20 protein-coding genes are annotated in these 20,916 nt (G+C 63.1%); 10 read left to right on the forward strand and 10 right to left on the reverse strand.

What is annotated here, in order from left to right; all coding sequences use genetic code 11:
• Positions 1 to 292: 292 nt before the first annotated feature.
• Positions 293 to 943 (forward strand): maleylacetoacetate isomerase, encoded by a 651-nt coding sequence (maiA, locus tag AC0L26_RS15510; protein WP_473633327.1) that lies wholly within the window; start codon positions 293 to 295, stop codon positions 941 to 943.
• Positions 944 to 975: 32 nt separating this feature from the next.
• Positions 976 to 2,016, forward strand: a complete 1,041-nt coding sequence (locus tag AC0L26_RS15515) for a zinc-dependent alcohol dehydrogenase family protein (protein WP_473633328.1) — start codon at positions 976 to 978, stop codon at positions 2,014 to 2,016.
• 54 nt (positions 2,017 to 2,070) lie between these two features.
• On the opposite strand, the gene AC0L26_RS15520 is transcribed toward AC0L26_RS15515, so the two are convergent.
• Positions 2,071 to 2,934: a DMT family transporter gene (locus AC0L26_RS15520; protein WP_473633329.1), complete on the reverse strand. Its 864-nt coding sequence runs from the start codon at positions 2,932 to 2,934 to the stop codon at positions 2,071 to 2,073.
• A gap of 107 nt (positions 2,935 to 3,041) precedes the next feature.
• Between AC0L26_RS15520 and AC0L26_RS15525 the strand changes: the two genes are divergently transcribed.
• Positions 3,042 to 4,445, forward strand: coding sequence for an aminotransferase-like domain-containing protein (locus AC0L26_RS15525; protein ID WP_473633330.1), 1,404 nt, complete (start codon positions 3,042 to 3,044; stop codon positions 4,443 to 4,445).
• Between the two features lie 11 nt (positions 4,446 to 4,456).
• On the opposite strand, the gene AC0L26_RS15530 is transcribed toward AC0L26_RS15525, so the two are convergent.
• The 3 genes from AC0L26_RS15530 to AC0L26_RS15540 form a co-directional block, all read right to left on the reverse strand.
• Positions 4,457 to 4,954, reverse strand: coding sequence for a MaoC family dehydratase (locus tag AC0L26_RS15530; protein ID WP_473633331.1), 498 nt, complete (start codon positions 4,952 to 4,954; stop codon positions 4,457 to 4,459).
• 253 nt (positions 4,955 to 5,207) lie between these two features.
• A complete protein-coding gene (locus tag AC0L26_RS15535; protein ID WP_473633332.1) occupies positions 5,208 to 5,636 on the reverse strand; it encodes a phasin family protein in 429 nt (142 codons plus the stop codon).
• A gap of 96 nt (positions 5,637 to 5,732) precedes the next feature.
• Positions 5,733 to 7,028 carry a DUF445 domain-containing protein gene (locus tag AC0L26_RS15540; protein WP_473633333.1) on the reverse strand — a complete coding sequence of 432 codons (1,296 nt, stop codon included), beginning with the start codon at positions 7,026 to 7,028 and terminating at the stop codon, positions 5,733 to 5,735.
• On the opposite strand from AC0L26_RS15540, the gene AC0L26_RS15545 reads away from it, so the two are divergent.
• Both AC0L26_RS15545 and rirA read left to right on the forward strand, forming a co-directional pair.
• Positions 7,027 to 7,188 (forward strand): hypothetical protein, encoded by a 162-nt coding sequence (locus tag AC0L26_RS15545; protein WP_473633334.1) that lies wholly within the window; start codon positions 7,027 to 7,029, stop codon positions 7,186 to 7,188. The two genes, AC0L26_RS15540 and AC0L26_RS15545, sit on opposite strands and share 2 nt — an antisense overlap.
• Before the next feature lie 38 nt (positions 7,189 to 7,226).
• Positions 7,227 to 7,688 carry an iron-responsive transcriptional regulator RirA gene (gene rirA, locus AC0L26_RS15550; RefSeq protein ID WP_352931777.1) on the forward strand — a complete coding sequence of 154 codons (462 nt, stop codon included), beginning with the start codon at positions 7,227 to 7,229 and terminating at the stop codon, positions 7,686 to 7,688.
• Positions 7,689 to 7,866: 178 nt separating this feature from the next.
• On the opposite strand, the gene AC0L26_RS15555 is transcribed toward rirA, so the two are convergent.
• The 5 genes from AC0L26_RS15555 to hemP all read right to left on the reverse strand — a co-directional run bounded on the left by AC0L26_RS15555 (position 7,867) and on the right by hemP (position 12,251).
• Complete coding sequence (locus tag AC0L26_RS15555; protein WP_473633335.1) at positions 7,867 to 8,655, reverse strand: heme ABC transporter ATP-binding protein; 789 nt, start codon at positions 8,653 to 8,655, stop codon at positions 7,867 to 7,869.
• A gap of 257 nt (positions 8,656 to 8,912) precedes the next feature.
• A complete protein-coding gene (locus AC0L26_RS15560) occupies positions 8,913 to 10,013 on the reverse strand; it encodes a FecCD family ABC transporter permease (protein WP_473633336.1) in 1,101 nt (366 codons plus the stop codon).
• Between the two features lie 10 nt (positions 10,014 to 10,023).
• Entirely contained in the window at positions 10,024 to 10,914 is an 891-nt protein-coding gene (locus AC0L26_RS15565; protein WP_473633337.1) for a heme/hemin ABC transporter substrate-binding protein, read from the reverse strand.
• A gap of 47 nt (positions 10,915 to 10,961) precedes the next feature.
• Positions 10,962 to 12,023, reverse strand: a complete 1,062-nt coding sequence (locus AC0L26_RS15570) for a hemin-degrading factor (RefSeq protein WP_473633338.1) — start codon at positions 12,021 to 12,023, stop codon at positions 10,962 to 10,964.
• Positions 12,024 to 12,044: 21 nt separating this feature from the next.
• Entirely contained in the window at positions 12,045 to 12,251 is a 207-nt protein-coding gene (gene hemP / locus AC0L26_RS15575; protein WP_095486642.1) for a hemin uptake protein HemP, read from the reverse strand.
• 201 nt (positions 12,252 to 12,452) lie between these two features.
• Between hemP and AC0L26_RS15580 the strand changes: the two genes are divergently transcribed.
• From AC0L26_RS15580 to hmuQ, 4 genes are all read left to right on the forward strand, one after another.
• The gene (locus AC0L26_RS15580) at positions 12,453 to 14,693 is read left to right on the forward strand and encodes a TonB-dependent hemoglobin/transferrin/lactoferrin family receptor (protein WP_473633339.1); all 2,241 of its coding nucleotides are present in this window, start codon (positions 12,453 to 12,455) and stop codon (positions 14,691 to 14,693) included.
• A 5-nt stretch (positions 14,694 to 14,698) separates the two neighbouring features.
• Positions 14,699 to 15,142: a hypothetical protein gene (locus AC0L26_RS15585; protein WP_473633340.1), complete on the forward strand. Its 444-nt coding sequence runs from the start codon at positions 14,699 to 14,701 to the stop codon at positions 15,140 to 15,142.
• Positions 15,143 to 15,476: 334 nt separating this feature from the next.
• On the forward strand, positions 15,477 to 16,241 hold the full coding sequence (locus AC0L26_RS15590; RefSeq protein WP_473633341.1) for an energy transducer TonB family protein: 765 nt from the start codon (positions 15,477 to 15,479) through the stop codon (positions 16,239 to 16,241).
• Positions 16,242 to 16,310: 69 nt separating this feature from the next.
• A complete protein-coding gene (gene hmuQ, locus AC0L26_RS15595; RefSeq protein ID WP_473633342.1) occupies positions 16,311 to 16,625 on the forward strand; it encodes a heme-degrading protein HmuQ in 315 nt (104 codons plus the stop codon).
• A 61-nt stretch (positions 16,626 to 16,686) separates the two neighbouring features.
• Here the strand turns inward: hmuQ and putA are convergent, their stop codons facing one another.
• On the reverse strand, positions 16,687 to 20,298 hold the full coding sequence (gene putA / locus AC0L26_RS15600) for a bifunctional proline dehydrogenase/L-glutamate gamma-semialdehyde dehydrogenase PutA (RefSeq protein WP_473633343.1): 3,612 nt from the start codon (positions 20,296 to 20,298) through the stop codon (positions 16,687 to 16,689).
• 162 nt (positions 20,299 to 20,460) lie between these two features.
• On the opposite strand from putA, the gene AC0L26_RS15605 reads away from it, so the two are divergent.
• Positions 20,461 to 20,913, forward strand: a complete 453-nt coding sequence (locus tag AC0L26_RS15605; RefSeq protein WP_473633344.1) for an Lrp/AsnC family transcriptional regulator — start codon at positions 20,461 to 20,463, stop codon at positions 20,911 to 20,913.
• The last annotated feature ends 3 nt before the right edge of the window (positions 20,914 to 20,916 follow it).

Raw genomic sequence — 20,916 nt, forward strand, 5'->3', positions numbered from 1 at the left:
TTCACTTCAGGCAGGATAGAATAGCCTAGTGACCATGGCCAGATTATTGACAAATAGTACATCGCCATTCCTAGCCGAAAGGCGGAGAGACTGTTTCGAAATTCGCTCTGGCGAGTCATATGATGGTGGTTTCGAGAACCGGAGCGCAGCGGACATCTGGTCCGTGAGCACCGGAAGCGCAGAAAACGCCATCAGATGGCCGCCAGAGTAGAATTTCCAAACGGTCTCTGAGATGGCAATTTTCGGACCACCATGCCTTGCCCGGTCGGCCAAATCGGCCGAATGTGCAGGAATGAGCGACCTCGTCCTTCATAATTACTACCGCTCCTCCACCTCTTACCGGGTGCGGATCGCGCTGGAGATGAAGGGCTTGACCTACCAATATGTGCCGCATCATCTGCGCCACGGCGAGCATCTGGAGCCCGCCTATCTCTCGGTCAATCCGCAAAGGCTGGTGCCGGCGCTGATCCTGGGCGACGGCACGCTGCTGACGCAATCGCTGGCAATCATCGAATTTCTCGACGAGACAAGGCCCGAACCGCCGCTTTTGCCGCAGGAGGCGCTTGGCCGGGCCCGCGTCAGGATGCTGGCGCAGATGATCGCCTGCGACATCCATCCGGTGAACAATCTGCGCGTGCTGACCTCGCTGCGCACGCTGTTTGGCGCCGGCGACGAGGACGTCGTCAACTGGTTCCGGCACTGGGTGAACGAAGGCTTCCAGCCACTTGAAAAGATTCTGTCTTCCTCACCCGAAACCGGGACGTTTTGCCATCGCGACACGCCGGGGCTGGCCGACATCTGCCTGGTCGCGCAGGTCACCAGCAACGCGCGTTTCGGCGTCGACCTGACGCCCTACCCGACGATCACGCGGATCCACGCCGCCTGCATGGCGCTGCCGGCCTTCCAAAGGGCGGCTCCGGGGAACCAGATCGATGCCGAATAGAGCAAGTTGGATTGAAGCATGAGGAACTACCGATGAAAGCCGTCATCTTCGAAAAATTCGGCGAAACGCCGACGATCCAGACCGTTCCCGATCCGGAGCCGGCACTGGACGGCGTCGTCATCAAGGTCGAGGCGACCGGGCTCTGCCGCAGCGACTGGCATGGCTGGATGGGCCATGACGACGGCATCAGCCTGCCGCACGTGCCCGGCCACGAGCTTGCCGGCGTCGTCGTGGCGGCCGGCAGCCAGGTGACCCGCTGGAAGGCCGGCGAGCGCGTCACCGTGCCGTTCGCAGTCGGCTGCGGCCACTGCTTCGAATGCAGTTCGGGCAACCATCAGGTCTGCGAGCACCAGTCCCAGCCTGGCTTCACTGCCTGGGGCTCATTCGCCGAATATGTCGCCATCGACCATGCCGACACCAATCTGGTCCGCCTGCCGGACGAGATGGAATTCGCCACCGCCGCCAGCCTCGGCTGCCGTTTCGTCACCTCGTTCCGCGCCATCGTCGATCAGGGCCGGGTGACCCCAGGCGAATGGGTGGCCGTGCATGGCTGCGGCGGCGTCGGCCTGTCGGCGATCATGATCGCCAGCGCCATGGGCGCCAACGTCATTGCCATCGACCTGACCGACGAGAAGCTGGACTTCGCCAGCAAGATCGGCGCGGTGGCGACGATCAACGCCTCAAAGACGCCGAATGTGGTCAAGGCGGTAAAGCAGATCACCAATGGCGGCGCGCATATGTCGATGGACGCGCTCGGCCACTCCAGTACCTCGTTCAACTCGATCGCGAACCTGCGCCGGCGCGGCCGCCATGTGCAGGTCGGCCTGATGCTCGGCGAACACGCCAGACCGCAGATCCCGATGGACAAGGTGATCGCCTTCGAGCTCGAAATCCGCGGCAGCCACGGCATGCAGGCCTACCGCTACCAGGCGATGATGGAGATGATCCGCACCGGCAAGCTGAAGCCTGAACTGCTTGTCGGCAAGCGGATCAGCCTCGACGAAGCGCCCGCGGCCTTGATGGCGATGGGCGGCTTCGAAGGCATCGGCATCGGCGTGGTGACGAAGTTCTAGCCGTGCGGCTCTTCCTTCTCCCCTTGTTGTGGGAGAAGGAAGAAGGGCCGGAGCTTATCTCGCATATCTCTTCGCGCCGACCACGCAAAGCACGACGGCGGCAGTAACGGCGATCATGGCGGGACTGACCTGCTCGTGCAGCAGCATTGCCGCCAGCCCGAGGCCGAAGAACGGCTGGAGAAGCTGCAACTGCCCGACCGCAGCGATGCCGCCTTGCGCCAGTCCGCGATACCAGAACACAAAACCGATCAGCATGCTGAACAGCGAGACATAGGCCAGTCCGATCCAGGCGGCCTTGCCGACGCTTTCGAGCGACGGCGGCATGGTGATGAGCGTCAGAGCCAGCATGACCGGCAGCGACAACACCAGCGCCCATGAGATCACCTGCCAGCCGCCAAGTTTGCGCGACAGCGTGGCTCCTTCCGCATAACCCAGTCCGCACAGGATGATTGCGCCCAGCATCAGCATGTCACCAACCGGCGAAGCCGAAACGCCTTGCGTCGCCGCAAATCCGGCAACAAGGGCGCTCCCAAGGCACGAAAACAGCCAAAAAGCCGGTTTGGGGCGATCGCCCCCGCGGATGACGCCGAAGATCGCGGTCGCCAGCGGCAACAGGCCGACGAAGATGATGGAATGGGCCGAGGTGACGTGCTTGAGCGCCAACGCCGTCAGCAAGGGAAAGCCGACCACGACGCCGAGCGCCACGATGGCCAGCGACAACAAATCCTGCCGCTCCGGACGCTTCTGGCGGAAAATGAGCAGAAGCGCGAGGCCGAGTATGCCCGCCGTGGCAGCACGGGCGACGGTTAGGAAGGTCGGATCGAAATCCATCACCGCAACACGCGTTGCCGGAAGCGATCCGCTGAAAATCAGCACCCCTACGAATCCGTTGATCCAGCCACCCGCCGCCTTGTCCATCGCATGCTCCCTGATGTTCTCGCCCTCTATCGGGCCGGATGTATGGCGCCACCAGAGACAATGAGGTACAGTTTGGCGAAACTGTAATGGCAGATTGAGCAGTACGGATGGACGAACAGGCAACAGCAAGTCAGGGCAGCGGGACGCTTGTCGAAAGCGTCATGGCGACGATCAGGCACAGGATCGCTGCGCGCAGCCTGACACCGGGTACACGATTGCCGTCGATCCGGGCTTTCGCGAAAACTATGCAGGTTTCCAAATCCACCGTGGTCGAAGCCTATGAGCGTCTTGCGGCGGAGGGCACCATCCGCTCGCGTCCGGGTTCGGGTTTTTATGCCGCCGGACCGCTGGCTCCCTTGTCGCTCGCCGAGATCGGCCCCAGGCTTGATCGGGCTGTCGATCCGCTCTGGGTTTCGCGCCAGTCGCTGGAAGCCGGCGACGATGTGCTCAAACCCGGCTGCGGCTGGTTGCCTGCCTCGTGGATGCCGGAGGCTGGATTGCGCCGGGCACTGCGGACTATGGCACGCGGCGATGACGTCACGCTGACCGATTACGGCACCCCGCTCGGGCTGCCGCCGCTGCGTCATCTGCTCGCACGGCGCATGGCGGAGCATGGCATCGAGGCATCTACCGACCAGATCATGCTGACGGAATCCGGCACCCAGGCCATCGACCTCCTGTGCCGGTTTCTGCTCGAGCCCGGCGATACGGTGCTGGTGGACGATCCCTGCTATTTCAACTTCCATGCGCTGTTGCGCGCCCACCGGGCCAAGGTGGTCGGCGTTCCCTATACGCCATCGGGGCCGGATATCGAGCTGTTTGCGCAGGCGCTGATCGAGCACAGGCCGCGCCTCTACATCACCAATTCCGCGCTTCACAATCCAACGGGTGCAATTCTGTCGCCGGTCGTCGCCCATCGATTACTCAAGCTCGCCGATCAATCGGACCTGACGGTCATCGAAGACGATATCTTTGCCGATTTCGAACACACGCCCGCACCCAGGCTGGCGGCGTTCGACGGTCTTGGTCGCGTCGTTCATATCGGCAGCTTCTCCAAGACGCTTTCGGCGTCGGTGCGCTGCGGATTCATCGCTGCGCCGCGCGACTGGATGGACAGGCTGACCGGCCTCAAGATCGCTACGTCCTTCGGCAGCGGCAGGCTTGCCTCCGAACTGGTGCTGACACTGCTGAAGGACGGCCTCTATCGCAAGCACGTCGATTTGCTGCGTACGCGGCTTTCACGCGCCATGGCTGAGACAAGCACACGGCTGAAGGCGATCGGCATCACGCCTTGGATCGACCAGCCGGCCGGCATGTTTTTGTGGTGCAGCCTGCCGGACGGCGTGGATGCAGCTGAAATAGCCCGCCACGCTTTGGCGGACAATATCGTGCTGGCGCCCGGCAACGCGTTCAGCCTGTCCCAGACAGCCAGCCGTTTCCTGCGCTTCAACGTTGCGCAGTCGGCAGACGAGAGAATTTTCAAGGTGCTCGAAGAGGCGATGTCGCGTTGACCTGAATTGTTTCAGGCTCCTGCCCGCCTCCGGCGCTCATAGAGCATGACGAGCGTTTCGGCTGTCAGCGCCGGCTTCTGCTCACCTTCGATCTCGACGACATTGGCGGCCTTCATCAGATACTGGCCGGGGCCTTTGTCCTCCATCGATAAAAGCGTGACGCGCAGCCTGATGCGAGCGCCGGCCCTGACCGGCGCCAGGAACCGCACCTTGTCGAAGCCGTAGTTGAAGGCAGCTTGCGTATTTTCGGGGACGATGCCCATGTCGAGCGCCAGCGCGCCGATGATCGACAGCGTCAGATAGCCATGCGCGATGGTGGTGCGGAATGGGCTTTGCCGCCTCGCCCGCTCTGGATCGACGTGAATCCATTGCCGGTCGCCCGTGCATTCGGCGAACTGGTCGATGCGGCTCTGGTCGACCGTCGTCCAGTCCGACACGCCAAGCTCCTGCCCTGTCATCGTCCTGAGCTGCTCGTAGGTCGGCGGCGTCCTCAGCCGTGTTTGCGTCATTCCTGCTTTCCCGATCGCCTGCTTTCCCGATCACTTGCCCTGCCTCCGGACCACGAACCGGCCGCCTCTGTCAATTCGCTCCGTGCGTTCCGCTGCGGTATCTCGGCCGTATCGCGTCAATGCCTGTGTCCAGCGCCGAACAAACTATCAGGACCAAGAGAAACTTTGTGCGCCTCGGCCGAATAGAGAATCGACCATACGACTTTCAGGAGCCGGACAACGGTAGAAAAGTCCGTTTTGGCTTGGGAGCAGCCTACTTCTTATCGTAGCCGGCGCGGATTTCCTCCATCGCTTCCTTGATGCGGTCGCGCAGGATCTCGACCGATTCGGTGCCGGATTTCCTGGCCAATTCGGCCACTTCGCCGGCATTCTTCAACGCGGTCTCGAAGGATTTCCTGGCGAACGCCGCTTGCTTGGCCATCAATTCCCTGGGATCGCCCGGCGCCCTGTAGCTCTGCGCCATGTCGGCGATTTCGTGCAGCGTGTCCTGCAGCATCTCGCGTTGTCTGGAAAACAGCGACGACGCTCCCGCGGCACCGGCCCTGGCTGATTTTTCCAGTGCCTCGAGGTTCTTGCGATGATGGTTGAGGATCGCCTCGACATCGACGTTCGGCAGCTTCAGGTCGCGGCCGAACCGGCCGAACATGTCGATGAAAGAGCCGGAATCCGGTTGCTTTGCCATTGTGGTTCTCTCCCCTGTTGCTGCGAGGGCGGCACCCGCGGAGAAGAATAGGGCACTGGCGCTTCGCGGTCCATTCTGAGGCGCAATAGATCGCCCTCAGCCAACGAGGAACAGCAATTCCACCGTATAGAGCACGAGGCCGGCAAGGCCCCCGATGACCATGCCGTTGAAGCGGATATATTGCAGGTCCCTGCCGATGTTCATTTCGATCAGCCTGGTGAGCTGGGCAAGGTCCCAGCGCTTGACCTGATCGGCGATGAATTTCGAGACGCCGCTCTTCTGGCTTTCGACGAAGGAAGACAGCGCCACGACGAAACCCTGGTTCATGTCGGCCCTGATCTGCGCGTCGCCGGCAAGATGGCGGCCGACCTCGACGAACATGTTGGCGAGATGCGCGCGGATCATCGAGTTCGGCGCCTTGGCGTCCTGCTCGATGAACAGGCTGAGGCTTTCCCACATGTCGCCGGCCAGCGCCTTCAGCTCCGGCCTGGCGAGGAAATCGCGCTTCAGTTTCTCGGCGCGCTTGGCGTATTGCTTGGACGTCCTCAGCCGCTCGACGAAGGCCTGGACGAAACTGTCGAATTCGGCGCGCATCGGGTGTTCGGGATCGGCCCTCACCTCGTCGAGCAGGGAACCGGCGGAGGCGACGATCTTCTTCAGCAGATAGGCGTCGGCGCGAAACAGATTGAACAGCGACGGCAGTTCCTCGCGGATCTTCTCGCGCATCGTCGTCAGCGCCTGCTCGTCGCTCAGGAAGCGGCCGACGACCTTGGTGAATTCGTCGAACAGCCTTTGGTGGCGGCGGTCGTCGGTCAGGGCCGACAGCAGCTCGGCGGCGAGCGGCGCCAGCGGCACCTTTTCGATCTGCTCCAGCATGCGGCTGGTGACGAAGCCGCGCAGGCCGGATTGCTCGACCGCCGCCAGCGTCTGCGGCACCAGCCGGCCGACGAAATGCGACAGATCGGCGGCGCGGTTGGGGTCGGCCAGCCAATCCGCAACGAGCGCGGAAAAGTCGACCTCGGCAAGCTTTTCGCGCACCGGCTCCGGCGCCAGGAAATTGACCTCGATGAAGCGGCCGAGATTGTCGGCGATGCGGTTCTGATTCTCAGGAATGATGGCGGTGTGCGGGATCGGCAGGCCGAGCGGCCGTCTGAACAGCGCCACCACCGCATACCAGTCGGCCAGCCCGCCGATCGTCGCTGCCTCGGCGAAAGCGGCGACGAATCCCAGCCACGGATAGCGGCCCTCGAACGACTTGGCCAGGGCAAAGATGAGGACGCAGAGAGCGAGCGCTGCGGCGGCGACGAACTTGGTGCGCCGAAGCGCCGAAAGCTTGGCGTCCGCGTCGGCATCGATCCGGGCGGATGCCAAAGCCGGTGCTGATTGTGACATGGATGAGCTGCTCCTGGTCGATCTCGCGGACCTTAATTTAGGTATCCGCCCAGCCGAATGCCTGCCAAAGCAAGGCTATGGTTTGCACAACGTGCACGCAAACTTGACAAAGAAAATCATCTATTATGCAGTGCTTGTCTGGAATTATTCCAAGGTATAGGCCATATTGGGCTCGAGCTACTGCTTCGCGAGGACAAAATGCGGCTGACACGCCAGACCAACTACGCCATGCGCATCCTGATGTATTGCGCCGCGAATACCGATCGGCTGAGCCGGATCCCGGAAATCGCGGCCGCCTACTCGGTGTCCGAGCTTTTTCTCTTCAAGATCCTGCAGCCTTTGGTCGAGCATGGTCTGGTCGAGACGGTGCGCGGCAGGAACGGCGGCGTCAGGCTCGGCCGCGCGGCCGAAACCATCACCCTGTTCGACGTCGTGCGCGTGACCGAAGAGAGTTTCGCCATGGCCGAATGCTTCGAGAACGACGCCGCCGAATGTCCGCTGGTCGACAGTTGCGCGCTGAATTCGGCGCTGCGCGAGGCACTCAACGCCTTCTTCGCCGTGCTTGAGCGCTATACGATCGCCGACATGGTGGCGGCACGCCCGAATGTGCGGCATCTGCTCGGCATCGACATGCTGGTGCAGAGGGCGCCGGCAGCCTGATTCCGGTCATCGCGGTGGATAAGTCTGTTGAAATTCAGGTCAGGCGGAGCCGGAGTCGAAGACGGGCGCGAAGCGACCAAACAGGTGGGTTCCGAGAACCGGAACGGAGCGTACGTTTGGGTACGTGAGTACCGGAAGCGCAGGAAACCGCCTTTTGCAGGCCGGCATCACCTGAATATCAATAGACCGACTGCGGCAGCACGAACGGCACGTCTCCTGCCGGCAGCACGCCGACCCTCAGCCGGCAATCGAACACTTTTTCGATCAGATCGTCGCTCAGCACGTCCTGCGGCGAGCCGGTGGCGGCAAGCCTGCCGCGGTGCATGACGAAAATCCGGTCGGCATACATGGCCGTCAAATTGAGGTCGTGCAGGATGGCGACTACGCCGCCGCCTCGTCTGGCGAAATCGCGGGCGATGTTCATGATGATCAATTGGTGCTTGATGTCGAGGCTGGAAACCGGCTCGTCGAGAAACAGATAGCGCGGTTTGCCGTCGAGCACCGGCGCCCAGACCTGGCAGAGCACGCGGGCCAACTGCACGCGCTGCTGTTCGCCGCCCGAAAGCTCCTGGTAGAATCGGCCGGCAAAGCCTTCGAGATCGACCCGCGCCAGCGCCCGTTCGGGCAGGCGCTCGTCCTCGCCGGGCAGCGCGCCCGAACGCCCGCCGAGCAGGCCGAGCCGAACGATTTCGCGCACCGTGAACGGAAAGGACAATGTCGTCGCCTGCGGCAGCACGGCGCGCAGCATGGCTGCCTCGACCGGCTTCATCGCCGACAGGTCGCGGCCATTGATGGTGACCTTTCCCGAATAGGCAAGATCGCCGGACAACGCCTTGAGGAAGGTCGTCTTGCCTGAACCGTTGGGGCCGACGATGGCCGCGATTTCGCCGGGCCGCATGTCGAAATCGACATTGGTGACGATACGCGTGCCGCCGATTGCCACCGAGACATCCCGCGCTTCGATCATGAAAACCCCTCGTACAGACCGTTTCGAAATTCGCTCTGGCGAGTCATATGGTGGTGGTTTCGAGAACCGGAGCGCAGCGGACATTAGAGCGCCGCGCGTCCATTGGACGCGCAAAGGACGCTCTAACACTTTGGTTGGCGCATGATCCTTTCCGGAAACCGATTTCGGTTTCCGGGGTCATGGGCTGGGTCCGTGAGCACCGGAAGCGCAGAAAACGCCATCAGATGGCCGCCAGAGTAGAGTTTCCAAATGGTCTCTCACAGGTCAATGACGCCACGCTTACGCAGCAGGATCCAGAGAAAGAACGGCGCGCCGGCGATCGCGGTGACGATGCCGATCGGCAGCTCGGCCGGCGCTACGATGGTGCGGGCCACGGCATCGGCCAGCAGCAGCAGGCAAGCGCCGAGCAGAGCCGAGGCCGGCAGCAGGTAATGATTGTCCGGCCCGATAGCCAGGCGCAGCAGATGCGGCACGACGATGCCGACAAAGCCGATGCCGCCGCTGACGGCGACAGATGCCCCGACCGCCGCCGAAACGCCGATGATTGCAGTGTATTTCAGCCGCTGCACCGGGATGCCGAGATGGCCGGCGGTGGCTTCGCCCAGCGCCAGCGCGTTGAGGCCGCGCGCCAGGAACGGCATTGCCGCCAGCGCCACCACGATGATCGGCCCGACGGAGCCGATCTTCTGCCAGGTCGCGCCGGCAAGCGAGCCGAGTTGCCAGAAGGTAAGGTCGCGCAACTGCCGGTCGTCGGCCATGAAGATCAGGATGCCGGTGAGCGCCATGGCGAGGGCCGCCAGCGCGATGCCGGCAAGCAGCATGGTGGCGACCGAGGTTTGGCCTTGCCTGGTGGCGACCTGGTAGAGCACCAATGTAGTCGCCAGTCCGCCGCAGAACGCCGCCAGCGGCAGAGCGAGCGTGCCCAGCACCGAGGTTATCGGCGCCAGCACCGTGGCGCCAAGCACGATGACGGCGACCGCGCCGAGGCTCGATCCAGCCGAAACGCCGATGAGGCCGGGGTCTGCCAGCGGGTTGCGGAACAGCCCTTGCATGACCGCGCCGGAGACGGCAAGTGCGGCACCAATCAGCACACCGAGGATGACCCGCGGCAGGCGGATATCGTAGACGATCAGGCGGTCGCGCGCGCTCAGCACCTCATTGCCGGGTGCTGCACCCAACAGCCAGTCGCCGACGACGCTGACGGCCGAGGCATCGGACGCGCCTGATGTCAGCGAGAACAGGACGGCAACGGCAAGTCCCAGGCATAAAAGCAGGATGACGATGCGCGCCCGCCCCGAACGGTCGCCGTCGGATGCTGTCGCCATAGTGCCCGCACCAGCGATCGATTGATCCACCATTGGAGCCCGCTCAGTCCCCGGCCTGCCCGTCATAAAGCGAGGCGGCAAGGTCGTGGATAACGTCGGCCGTGCGCGGGCCGAAGCCGAGCAGATAGCCGCCATCCATGCGGATCACCTTACGCGCCGCACCCGCCGGCGTCGACAAAATGGAAGGGTGCGCAAACAATTCGTCATCCGATGCGGCAGGACCGGCATTCCTCATCATCAGGATCACGTCCGGCTTGGCGGTGATGAGCGCCTCATCGGACAATTGCTTGTAGCCGGAGAAGCCATCGACCGCGTTGATCCCGCCCGAAAGCTTGATGATACCGTCGGCGGCGGTCTCGCTGCCGGAAGCGAGGATCTTGCCGCCCTGCATCGACAGCACGAACAGGACGCGCTTGCGCTCCTTGATCGAGGCGGTCTGCTTTTCGGCGGCCTTCAGCTTGGCATCGATCTCGGCTGCCAGCGCGTCGGCCTTGGCGTCCACGCCGAGCGCCTTGCCGACGATGTGGACCTTCTCGAGAATGCCTTCATGGTCGTAGCGCTCGGGCACCTCGATGAACGGGATGCTCGTTTTCTTCAGCACGTCGACAGCTTCCTTTGGCCCGCTGCCGTGCAGCGCCAGGATGCCCGACGGATTGACCGACAGGACGCCTTCCGGCGACAGCTGGCGCATGTAGCCGACGTCAGGCAGCTTGAGCGCCGCCTCGGGATAACGGCTGGTTGAATCGCGGGCGACCAACCGATCCTGCTCGCCTAGCGCAAAGACGATCTCGGTGATCGAACCGCCGATGGCGGCTATCTTCGACGGGTCGGCGAACACCTCTGTGCCTTCGGCGGCACGGGCCGGCAGCAGCGCGGCGAAGGCCAGGGAAAGGCCGATCGTGGCCCCAAGCACCCGTTTGAAAAGGGGTGCCATTTTGAAAACACGCGCCCGCATTAGCAAAGGAGCCATTGTCGTCGTCCTCAGGCTGCGGTCGGGCTTGGGATGCGCGGCAGGTTCTCTGCCAGAAACCGCCAGTCCTCGCGCTCGCTTTCACCTTCATGGCGCTTGCCGAAGAACTGGATGATCATCTTGCCGTCGGCGCCATAGGCTTCGAGAGACGTGACATGACCGTCCTTGGTCGGCTTGCGCACGGCCCAGACCTCTTGGATGTGGTCGGTCCGCAGATGCAGGTGGAAGGTCTCGTCCAGCACGTTGATCCATGGCCCCATCGGCTTGATCGACTTGATCGGGCCCGAATGGATCTGGATGCAGCCGCGATTGCCGACAAAGCACATGATCGGCATCTCGCCCTCGGCGGCATGATGGAACATGGCGCTGACGGCATCGTTGTCGAGCAGCCAGGCACAATCCTGGCCGACCATGCGCATTGCCTGGCGGCGCTCGAGCTTCAGCGTCTTCAGCATGCCGAAGAATTGATGCACGTCGGTCAGCCGGCTCCAGCGGTCGCGTAGATCGTCGACATCGGTGGAAACATCGGAAGTCTCGGCTTCGTCGGCAAATCCGCCCTCCGAAACCGCAACCGTCGGCTCCTGGTTCGGCGATTCGAGTTCGCCCACCAGCTTCTGATAGGCATAGAGGCTGGATGCCGGCCGCAGATGCACCTTGTGCACCGCCTCGCCTGCTGCATCGAAGAACTGCAGGCTGCGCCTGATATCATCGCCGTCGCGCTTTTCGACGGCAAAGCCGTGCGTCCAGACTTTCGGGAAGATGCGCAGGTCGATGTTCTCGCCAAGCACCATGGCATTGTGGTTGCCGGTGACGACCTTGTCGTAGACGCCGATCTTCTCGTGCACAGCGCTTTCGTTACGGGTCAGCGCCATGACTTCACCGACGGCTTCGAGGCCGGTCAAAAGGTCGTTGACGCGCGGCTCGACGCGGACGACGCCGTCGCCGCAATGCGCGGCGACCAGCTCGGCCTCCGAAATCCCAAGCTGGGCGGCGAGATCGCGCTCGCGCGTCTTCGGATTGTCTTCCCGCGCCCGCCGGATCTCGTGCGGAGCGGGTTTTACGCGCTGGTCCATCTCTAAAATACCTACTCTTGCCTACTTGTTGAGGATGAGCTTGCCCTGGCGGGTGATCTTCAGCCGGTAGAGGGCTCCGTGATGCTCGATGCCGATCTCGTGCTCGCCCTGGAACAGCGTATTGCTGGACAAGGTTCTCACGGTCAACGGAACCCGATCGAAACGAGCCGAATTGTCGTCGGAACGGCGGACGCGATAGCGAAAGTCACTGGGATTGTGCGTGTTCATCTGGTTCGATCCCTTTCCTGTGCCGGGCGTCTGGCTAGGCGTTGCGTAGATGCCGATTCATTTCTTGACTTGAATAATCATGTTTATTAGTCAGTGCAATACCGGACTAGGTGAGTCAAGATTTAAGACGCCGGACGAGATGAAAAATGCCAGCAAGCTCCAAGCCAGCCAGCATCGAACCAGGACTTTTGGAGTTGGGGCATGGGGTTGGCGAATTGGGGACGGCTGGGTCTGGCGAATAGCAGCCCAGGTCCGGTGTATCGAGATCCGGCGTATCGGCCGGTGGCAAAGGGAATAGCCGCTTTGCTGGCGGGTGCTGCAGCGATTGCGCTGCTGACGCCGCCGGCCACTGCTCAACAGGCCGCCCAGCCGACAACAGACCAGCAGCAGGCCGAACAGGCGCAGGCGCCTGAAGAGGCCGGGCCGGCTCCCGCAGGCGCAACGCTGCTCGACCAGATCCTGGTCGTCAGCCGCACCGGCGAGACGGCGATCGAATCCCTGTCTTCGACCAGTCATGTCGACCAGGAGCAGCTGGATCGGCGCATGGCAACGACGCCTAACGAAATGCTGTTCGGTGTGCCTGGAATAACGGTCCAGGCGGACGCAAGGCGCGCCAGTTCCTCCATCAATATCCGTGGCCTTCAGGACTTCGGCCGCGTCGCTGTGATCGTCGACGGTGCGCGGCAGAACTTCCAGCGCTCCGATCACGGCACGCAATCGACCTTCTATATCGACCCGGAGCTCATCAAATCCGTCGACGTCACCCGCGGCCCGGTTGCCAATACTTACGGCTCGGGCGCCATTGGCGGTGTCGTCTTGTTCGAGACCAAGGACGCGGAGGACTTTCTGCGCGACGGCGAGACGTGGGCGGCGTCCGCGACCGGGCGCTACGAGACCAACGGCGAAGGCTGGACCACCAGCGCCGCCGGTGCCTATCGTTTCAATGAAAACTGGGATGTCCTCGGCAACATCGTTTATCGCGACTACGACGACTACAAGGATGGCGGCGGCGATACGGTGAACGGCACCGGCTTCGACGTGTTGAGCGGCCTTCTCAAGACGACCATCCGCCCCACTGAAAACAGCGAGCTGAAACTGGGCTGGAATGGCACGAGGGACGGGTGGAACGAGGTCAGCGGCGGCACGCCGGTGAATGACGTCGACCTGAAAGCGAACACCTTCACCGGTCGCTACAACATCACCGACGAAGACAAGAGTTGGCTCGATCTCCACATCAACGCCTCCTACAACAAGACCAACCTGGACATGACGAGCCTTGTTCCGCAAAATCGGTTTGATCCGGTCACCGGTCTTCCCATCGTCCTGCCGGCGGGTTCGATGTCGACCTTCGATATCGGCACTTCGGGCATCGACATCTGGAACACCTCGCGGTTCGAGACCGCCGGCGTTGCGCACGAGCTGACCTACGGTGGCGACTGGGTTGGCGATGACGTCGAGACGGGGGGCGCCGCAGGCGGCGACAGTTTCTATACCCCTTCGGGCAAGCGAAACGTTTCCGGCGCATACATCCAGGACAAGCTCACCTGGGATTGGCTCGAGGTCATCGCCGGCCTGCGTTACGACAGCTACAAGCTCGAAAGCGATGTCGGCGAAACCTCCGGCGACCGGCTGTCGCCGCGCATCACGGTCGGCGTCTCGCCGTTTGAAACCGCCAGCCTTTCGGGACTGCAACTCTACGGTACCTATGCGGAGGGATATCGCTCCCCGTCGCTGTCGGAAACCCTCATCAGCGGCAATCATCCGGCTGGCGTCAGCTTTCCGTTTCTCCCCAATCCCAACCTGAAGCCTGAAATCGGCAAAACCGTCGAATTCGGTGTCAACTACAAGCATGACGACATCCTCGAAGCCGGCGACGCGTTTCGTTTCAAGGCGGCCTACTTCAACAACGATGTCGAAGACTACATCGATGGCGTCACCCTATCGGCCTTCGATCCGACCAGCGGTTGCCCGTTCGGCCCCGGCATCCCGATCTGCTTCCAGTACCAGAACTTCGCAGAAGCCAAGATCCGCGGCTTTGAAATGGAAGCTGTCTATGACGCCAGCTGGGGTTTCGCCGGGCTGTCGGCCTCGATTATCGATGGCCACACCATCTCCTATGATGGCGAGCGGGCAGACCTCGTCACCGTCCCTTCGTCCCAAGTCACCGCCCAACTCGGCTTGCGCTTTCTGGAGGATAAGCTGACCGTCGGCGGCGAGGTCCAGTACAATGGCAAGCCGAAGGGCAACGAAGTGGCCCGGGACTACACGCTGGTCAATGCCTTCGCCAGCTACCAGGCGACCGACAACTTCAAGGTCGATTTCCGCGCCGACAATCTGTTCGACGAAAAATACACCAATCCGTTGAACGGATCGGCCACGAGTGTAATTTACGAGCCCGGCGTCACGTTGAAGCTGGCGGCGACAATGCGATTTGGAGGCTGACGACAATGGCAAGCTTGACGGCATCGCTTCGCCTGCTGACCTCGGTGCTGGCAATGCCGCTTGTGATGGGTCCGGCGTGGGCGCAAGAGTCCGCGCCGGTCCCTGCTCTCACGCTTGAACTCAACGGTGCACAACCCTCCGACAAGGGCTGCCGTTTGACGTTCGTGGTCAACAACACGCTCGGCGCCGATCTCTCGAAAGCGGCGTTCGAAATCGCGCTGTTCAACGAGGCCGGCGTCGTCGACCGGCTGACCGTGCTCGACTTCAAGGACCTGCCGGCGGGCAAGACCAAGGTCACGCGTTTCGATCTTGCCGGCGCGGACTGCGCCAAGGTCAGCCGCGTGCTGATCAACAGCGCGACCGAATGCGCCGGCACCGGCATCGAGCCGGACGCTTGCATGCGCAAATTGAAGACCGAAACCAAGACCGGCATCGCTTTCGGCGTCTGAAAAGATAGTGGGACTGGAGCCTGCCGTCGGACGGAACACCGTGGCATGGCCTTTGGCCGGTCTGTTGCCGCTGGGGGCAAATGATCTTGATTTGACAAGTCCGCACCGGTCGAGGCAGGTCTCGTCGCGAGCCATGCAGGAAATCAGTCCCCTCCCCGACGCTAATGGCGAACTGGCGATTGCGCCGACCGAACCGCTTGCGCCGGCCCGGCCGTCAGCCATGAGCCGCAAATGGACGGCGGCTATCATCGCCTCCTGCCTGTTCCATGCCGCGGTGGCGGCTGCTTTTCTCGTCACACCTGCCGGCACATTCGATTCCAAGGACGCTATCCAGATGGAAGGCACCGATCAAACCGGTGCCAACGTGGTCGGCAGCGCCTTGGGTGGTCAGGTCCCGGGCGCGATGAACGTTACCTTGGTGCCCGACCCGCAGCCGGCCAAGCCTGAGGTCAAGCCCGAGCAGCCTGCCGACCGGCCCTCCAGGGAAATGGGCGCGCAGTCCTCCGCGCCCTTGCCGCAGGTCGCCAAACAACCCACCCCCACCCCAGGCATATTGATGGCCGACACCCCACGGCTGGACGAACCGGACGCGGCTCCGAAGACTGAAGCGCCGGCGGAGCCGGCTGCTCCGGCCGAAAGCACCGAGGCGCCTCCTACCGATTTCGGACAGCCGCCGATCCCGACCGCGAGGCCAACCACGACAGCAGGTCTTGGCGTAGCGGACGAAACGAACGATGCCCGCGGTGCGCCGGATGGCGAGGAACGCGACGCGGTGACTTCCAGCAAGGGCAAGAAGCAGGAAGCGGCAGGCAATGCGATAGAATCCCGCTACAGCGGTGAAGTTCAAAAGAAGCTTGCCCGCGCCAACCGTCGTGTTTCGAAATCGATACAAGCCAGCGCTCGCAACAATGCGAGGGTCGTTTTCGTTGTCATGGCCGACGGCAGCATCAGCGACATACAGCTTGCCGAAAGCTCAGGTTCTCAGGAGCTTGATCAATTCGCTTTGACGCTGGTGCGCAAGCAAGCACCGTTCCCTCCCATTCCAACCGAAACCGGCAAGTCAAGTTGGGTGTTTAAAGCGCGGATCGGTCCCTTCTAACAGCCTGCGCCTCAGCGTTTCAGGCAATCCACCAAGCATCATAATCCGCAATCCCGAAAGGAACCACCAATGTACATCGCCATGAACCGCTTCAAGGTCCAGAACGGGTCTGAGACCGCCTTCGAGGACGTCTGGAAGAACCGTGATTCCAGCCTGTCCGAAATGAAAGGTTTTAAGGAATTTCATCTGCTGCGCGGTCCGGCCAACGAGGCCGAAGGCTACACGCTGTTCGCCTCGCACACTGTGTGGGCGAGCCATGAGGATTTCGTCGCCTGGACCAAATCCGAGAACTTTCGCGCCGCGCACCGCAATACCGGCACCACCAAGGTGCACTATCTCGGTCACCCGCAATTCGAGGGCTTTTCGGTCGTCGAGGGCGCGTAAGCAGGCGCTGTCGGCGAAGCTGCCGATCTCCTGCCCGCGATGAACGAGCCCCGGCCGACCATTACGCCGCCGCCAGCAGACTGGCATTGCCGCCTGCCGCCGTGGTGTCTACACAGACGGCGCGCTCATGCGCGTAGGCGGCCGGGTTGAGCACTTCGCTGACCAGCGGCACGATCGGGCCGGCACGGTCGGCGATGACTTTGCGCACGATGCGCGCGGCCTCGAGCGTGCCGGAAAATGCGACGACATCGACACGCAGCGCGCGTGCCTCGACCGGGTCGGGACGGCCGTCGATGGCCGCCAGCGGCAGCCCTTTGCCGGTCAGTGACGACAGTGCAGCCGGCGCACCCGGCGCGACGGCCAGCACCGCATTGCCGGCCGCGAGCGCCTGGATCGTCTGGGCAAGCAGCGTGTCGGCGTCCGGTCCCAGGCAGAGCACACGGCCACGCGGCGACAGCGACAGCGTGTTGGCCTCGCCGGTCGGTCCGGGCAGATCGACCTGGCCGAAATCGATGCCGGCGGCGGCGCCGATCGCCGCAGCACCCTTGCCGCGCAGATGCTTCCTGAGCACGGCAACGCGGTCCGCCCGCGTCGACCAACCGCCAAGCGCTGCGTCTGGCAGATTGTCGGCAAGCTCTGTCGCCGTCACCTTGCGGCCGTCAAGAACAGGCGTGCCCGCCTGCGGCCCCTTGCGGAACCGCCTGAGATAATGCGGCCCGCCGGCCTTCGGGCCGGTGCCGGAAAGCCCTTCGCCGCCGAACGGCTGCGAGCCGACCACGGCGCCGATCTGGTTGCGGTTGACATAGATATTGCCGGCATGGATGCCGTCGACGAAATGTTGGGCGCGGCCTTCGATGCGGGTGTGCAGGCCGAAGGTCAGCCCATAACCTTTGCGGTTGATCGCGGCGATCACCGCATCGATCTCGTCGGCGTCGAAGCTGGCGACGTGCAGCACCGGCCCGAACACCTCGCTCTCCATCTCCTCGATGCCCTTGACCCGGAAGACATGCGGCGCCACGAAGCGGCCATCCTTCGGCGCTTCGAGCTTGGCGATCAGCCGGCCCTGCAGACCCATTTTGGTGCAATAGTCACGGATCGATTTTTGCGCCTCGTCGTCGATGACCGGGCCGACATCGGTGGAGATCTGCCAAGGATCGCCGACGCTGAGCGCCTCCATCGCGCCCTTCAGCATCTCCAGCATCTTCTTCTCGACGTCCTTCTGCACATAGAGCACGCGCAGCGCCGAGCAGCGCTGGCCGGCACTCTGGAAGGCCGAGGCAAGGATGTCGCGCACCGCTTGTTCGGGAAGTGCGGTGGAATCGACGATCATCGCGTTCAACCCGCCGGTCTCGGCGATGAGCATCGCGTCGGGCGCGGCGGTCTCGGCCAGTTGCTTTTCGATCAGCTTGGCGACCTCGGTCGAGCCGGTGAAGCAGACGCCGGCAATACGCGGATCTGATGTCAGCGGGCCGCCGACGGAGGGGCCGTCGCCGGGCAGAAGCTGGATGACGTCTTCCGGCACGCCGGCCTCGCGCAGCAATTCGACGGCGCGGAACGCGATCAGCGGCGTCTGCTCGGCCGGCTTGGCGATCACCGAATTGCCGGTGACGAGTGCTGCCGCGATCTGGCCGGTGAAGATGGCGAGCGGAAAATTCCACGGCGAGATGCAGGCGATCGCGCCGCGCGCTTCCGTGCCTGGTTCGGCATTGGCCGCTTCGGCGGCGTAATAGCGCAGGAAATCGATTGCTTCGCGCACTTCGGCGACGCCGTCGGCCAGCGATTTGCCGGCTTCGCGGCTGGCCAGCGCGAAGAATTCGACGGCGTTGGCCTCATAGAGATCGGCGGCGCGGTTGAGGATGGCGGCACGCTCGGCAACGGCACGTCTTGCCCATGCCGGCTGCGCCTCCACCGCGATGCGCACGGCGGTCGCGACCTGCTTTGCGTTAGCCTCGCTGACCGTGCCGACCACCTCGTCGGGTTTTGCCGGATTGACCACCGGGCGCTGCTTGCCATAGCCGGCGGCCCGCGTGATCGGCTTGGCGTGCCAGCGGTTCGGGCCGGCAAATTCGGTCTTCGCCTTGTCGATGGCGGCCAGCGTCACTGGATCGGTGATGTCGAATCCCTTGGAGTTCCGTCGGGCAGCACCGAAAATCACGGACGGTCGGGGGATCGCCGGATTGGCGGCCGGACCCTGTTTCTCAACGGTTTCAAGCGGGTCGCGAGCAATATCCTTCGGCTCGACCTCCTCATCGGTGAGTTGGTGCACGAACGAGGAGTTGGCGCCGTTCTCCAGCAGCCGGCGGACCAGATAGGCAAGCAGGTCGGAATGGGCGCCGACCGGCGCATAGATGCGGCAGCGCGTGCCCTCGGCCCGGCGCACCGTCTCATGCAGCGCCTCGCCCATGCCATGCAGCCGCTGGAATTCGAAGGAGTCACGATCGCCGGCCATCGACAGGATGGCGGCGACGGTGTGGGCGTTATGAGTGGCGAATTGCGGATAGATGCGGTCGGTCATCGACAAAAGCTTCTTCGCGCAGGCCAGGTAGGACACGTCGGTATTGGGCTTGCGGGTGAAGACGGGATAACCGTCGAGCCCAAGCGTCTGCGCCCGTTTGATCTCGGTGTCCCAATAGGCGCCCTTGACCAGCCGCACCATGATGGTGCGATCGTATTTCTTCGCCAGCGCATGGAGCCAGTCGATGACGAAGGCCGCGCGCGGCCCATAGGCCTGGACGACGACACCAAAACCGTTCCAGCCGGCAAGCTCCGGCTCGGCCAGCACCCGTTCGATGACGTCTAGCGACAGGTCGAGGCGATCGGCCTCCTCGGCATCGATGTTGAGGCCCATGCGCGAATGGCGCGCCGACAGCGCCAGCAACAACAGCCGCTCGGCCATGACGGGCAGCATCTTTTCCTTTTGCGTCACTTCATAGCGCGGATGCAGCGCCGAAAGCTTGACCGAGATGCCGTGGTTCTGGCGGATATCGGGGCCGTTGGCGCCGGCATCGAGCGACGAGATGGCGTCGGCATAGGCCTTGTGGTAGCGCAAGGCGTCGGCCTCGGTGCGGGCCGCCTCGCCCAGCATGTCGAAGGAATAGAGATAGCCCTTCTGGGTCATCGGCCGGCCGCGCTTGACGGCCTCGGCAATGGTGCGGCCGAGCACGAACTGCTCGCCCATTTCGCGCATGGCGGCAGCGACCGCCTTGCGGATAACCGGCTCGCCCAGCCGGCGCACCATGGCGCGCAGCGTGCCTTCGATGCCGCCCTCGCCTTCGTCAAGCACCCGGCCGGTCAGCATAAGCGCCCATGTCGACGCATTGATGAAGATCGAGCTCGAGTCCCCCGAATGCGCCGACCAGTCATGCGGCGCGATCTTGTCGGCGATGAGGTCGTCCATCGTCTCGGTGTCGGGCACCCGTAGCAGTGCTTCGGCCAGGCACATCAGCGCCACGCCCTCCTTGGTGGAAAGGCCGTAGGCGGACAGGAAGACCTCCATCAGCCGCGGATCGGACGAGCCGCGCACCGCCCGCACCAGATCGGCGGCGCGGACCGAGATCGCCTTCCGTTCATTCGTCGAAAGCCCTGTTGCCTCGGCCAGCCGCTTCACGGCCTCGTCTTCGTCAGGCAAGTAGTTGGCACGGATCTGCTGGCGGATAGCATCGAGCGCTGGCATGGCGGTCCTGTAGAGCGAGCATCAGGGAGCGGGCCGGCGGTGACCGGACCGAATGGCGCAAGCTAGCACAAAGACCGATTTCAGTCGGTCCAAAGAAATCGACAGTCCAGGCCGTTTGATCTATCGTTCCAGCCAATTCTCACCGATTGGACCAGAATTCTCATGGCAGAAGATCAATTGGACCGCATCGACAGGAACATTCTGTCGGCACTGGGCAGTAATGGCCGGCTTTCCATGTCGGAACTCGCTGCAAAGGTCGGGCTGTCGAAGACGCCGGTGCAGGCGCGGGTCAGGCGGCTGGAAAAGGACGGCTTTATCAGGGGCTACCAGGCGATCATCGACCGTGAGCGCATGGGCGAAGGCCATGTCGCCTTCGTCCAGGTGAAACTATCGGACACCCGCTCGGCCGCGCTCGACGCCTTCAACCGCGCCGTGCAGGCGGTGCCGGAGATCGAGCAGTGCCATATGATGGCGTCGAGTTTCGACTATCTGCTGAAGGTCCGCACCACCGACATCGCCGCCTATCGCCGCGTGCTCGGCGAGCGCATCTCCGCCCTCCCCCACGTTGCCCAGACCTCGACGTTCGTGGCAATGGAGACGGTGAAGGATCGGTAGGCG

Source organism: Mesorhizobium sp. WSM4823 (genome assembly GCF_055811195.1).

Bases quoted from the DNA above. Each gene is read 5' to 3' on its own strand.
- maiA (WP_473633327.1), top strand. From the start codon at position 293: ATGAGCGACCTCGTCCTTCATAATTACTACCGCTCCTCCACCTCTTAC.
- AC0L26_RS15515 (WP_473633328.1), top strand. From the start codon at position 976: ATGAAAGCCGTCATCTTCGAAAAATTCGGCGAAACGCCGACGATCCAG.
- AC0L26_RS15520 (WP_473633329.1), bottom strand. From the start codon at position 2,934: ATGGACAAGGCGGCGGGTGGCTGGATCAACGGATTCGTAGGGGTGCTG.
- AC0L26_RS15525 (WP_473633330.1), top strand. From the start codon at position 3,042: ATGGACGAACAGGCAACAGCAAGTCAGGGCAGCGGGACGCTTGTCGAA.
- AC0L26_RS15530 (WP_473633331.1), bottom strand. From the start codon at position 4,954: ATGACGCAAACACGGCTGAGGACGCCGCCGACCTACGAGCAGCTCAGG.
- AC0L26_RS15535 (WP_473633332.1), bottom strand. From the start codon at position 5,636: ATGGCAAAGCAACCGGATTCCGGCTCTTTCATCGACATGTTCGGCCGG.
- AC0L26_RS15545 (WP_473633334.1), top strand. From the start codon at position 7,027: ATGGATGAGCTGCTCCTGGTCGATCTCGCGGACCTTAATTTAGGTATC.
- AC0L26_RS15540 (WP_473633333.1), bottom strand. From the start codon at position 7,028: ATGTCACAATCAGCACCGGCTTTGGCATCCGCCCGGATCGATGCCGAC.
- rirA (WP_352931777.1), top strand. From the start codon at position 7,227: ATGCGGCTGACACGCCAGACCAACTACGCCATGCGCATCCTGATGTAT.
- AC0L26_RS15555 (WP_473633335.1), bottom strand. From the start codon at position 8,655: ATGATCGAAGCGCGGGATGTCTCGGTGGCAATCGGCGGCACGCGTATC.
- AC0L26_RS15560 (WP_473633336.1), bottom strand. From the start codon at position 10,013: ATGGTGGATCAATCGATCGCTGGTGCGGGCACTATGGCGACAGCATCC.
- AC0L26_RS15565 (WP_473633337.1), bottom strand. From the start codon at position 10,914: ATGGCACCCCTTTTCAAACGGGTGCTTGGGGCCACGATCGGCCTTTCC.
- AC0L26_RS15570 (WP_473633338.1), bottom strand. From the start codon at position 12,023: ATGGACCAGCGCGTAAAACCCGCTCCGCACGAGATCCGGCGGGCGCGG.
- hemP (WP_095486642.1), bottom strand. From the start codon at position 12,251: ATGAACACGCACAATCCCAGTGACTTTCGCTATCGCGTCCGCCGTTCC.
- AC0L26_RS15580 (WP_473633339.1), top strand. From the start codon at position 12,453: ATGGGGTTGGCGAATTGGGGACGGCTGGGTCTGGCGAATAGCAGCCCA.
- AC0L26_RS15585 (WP_473633340.1), top strand. From the start codon at position 14,699: ATGGCAAGCTTGACGGCATCGCTTCGCCTGCTGACCTCGGTGCTGGCA.
- AC0L26_RS15590 (WP_473633341.1), top strand. From the start codon at position 15,477: ATGGAAGGCACCGATCAAACCGGTGCCAACGTGGTCGGCAGCGCCTTG.
- hmuQ (WP_473633342.1), top strand. From the start codon at position 16,311: ATGTACATCGCCATGAACCGCTTCAAGGTCCAGAACGGGTCTGAGACC.
- putA (WP_473633343.1), bottom strand. From the start codon at position 20,298: ATGCCAGCGCTCGATGCTATCCGCCAGCAGATCCGTGCCAACTACTTG.
- AC0L26_RS15605 (WP_473633344.1), top strand. From the start codon at position 20,461: ATGGCAGAAGATCAATTGGACCGCATCGACAGGAACATTCTGTCGGCA.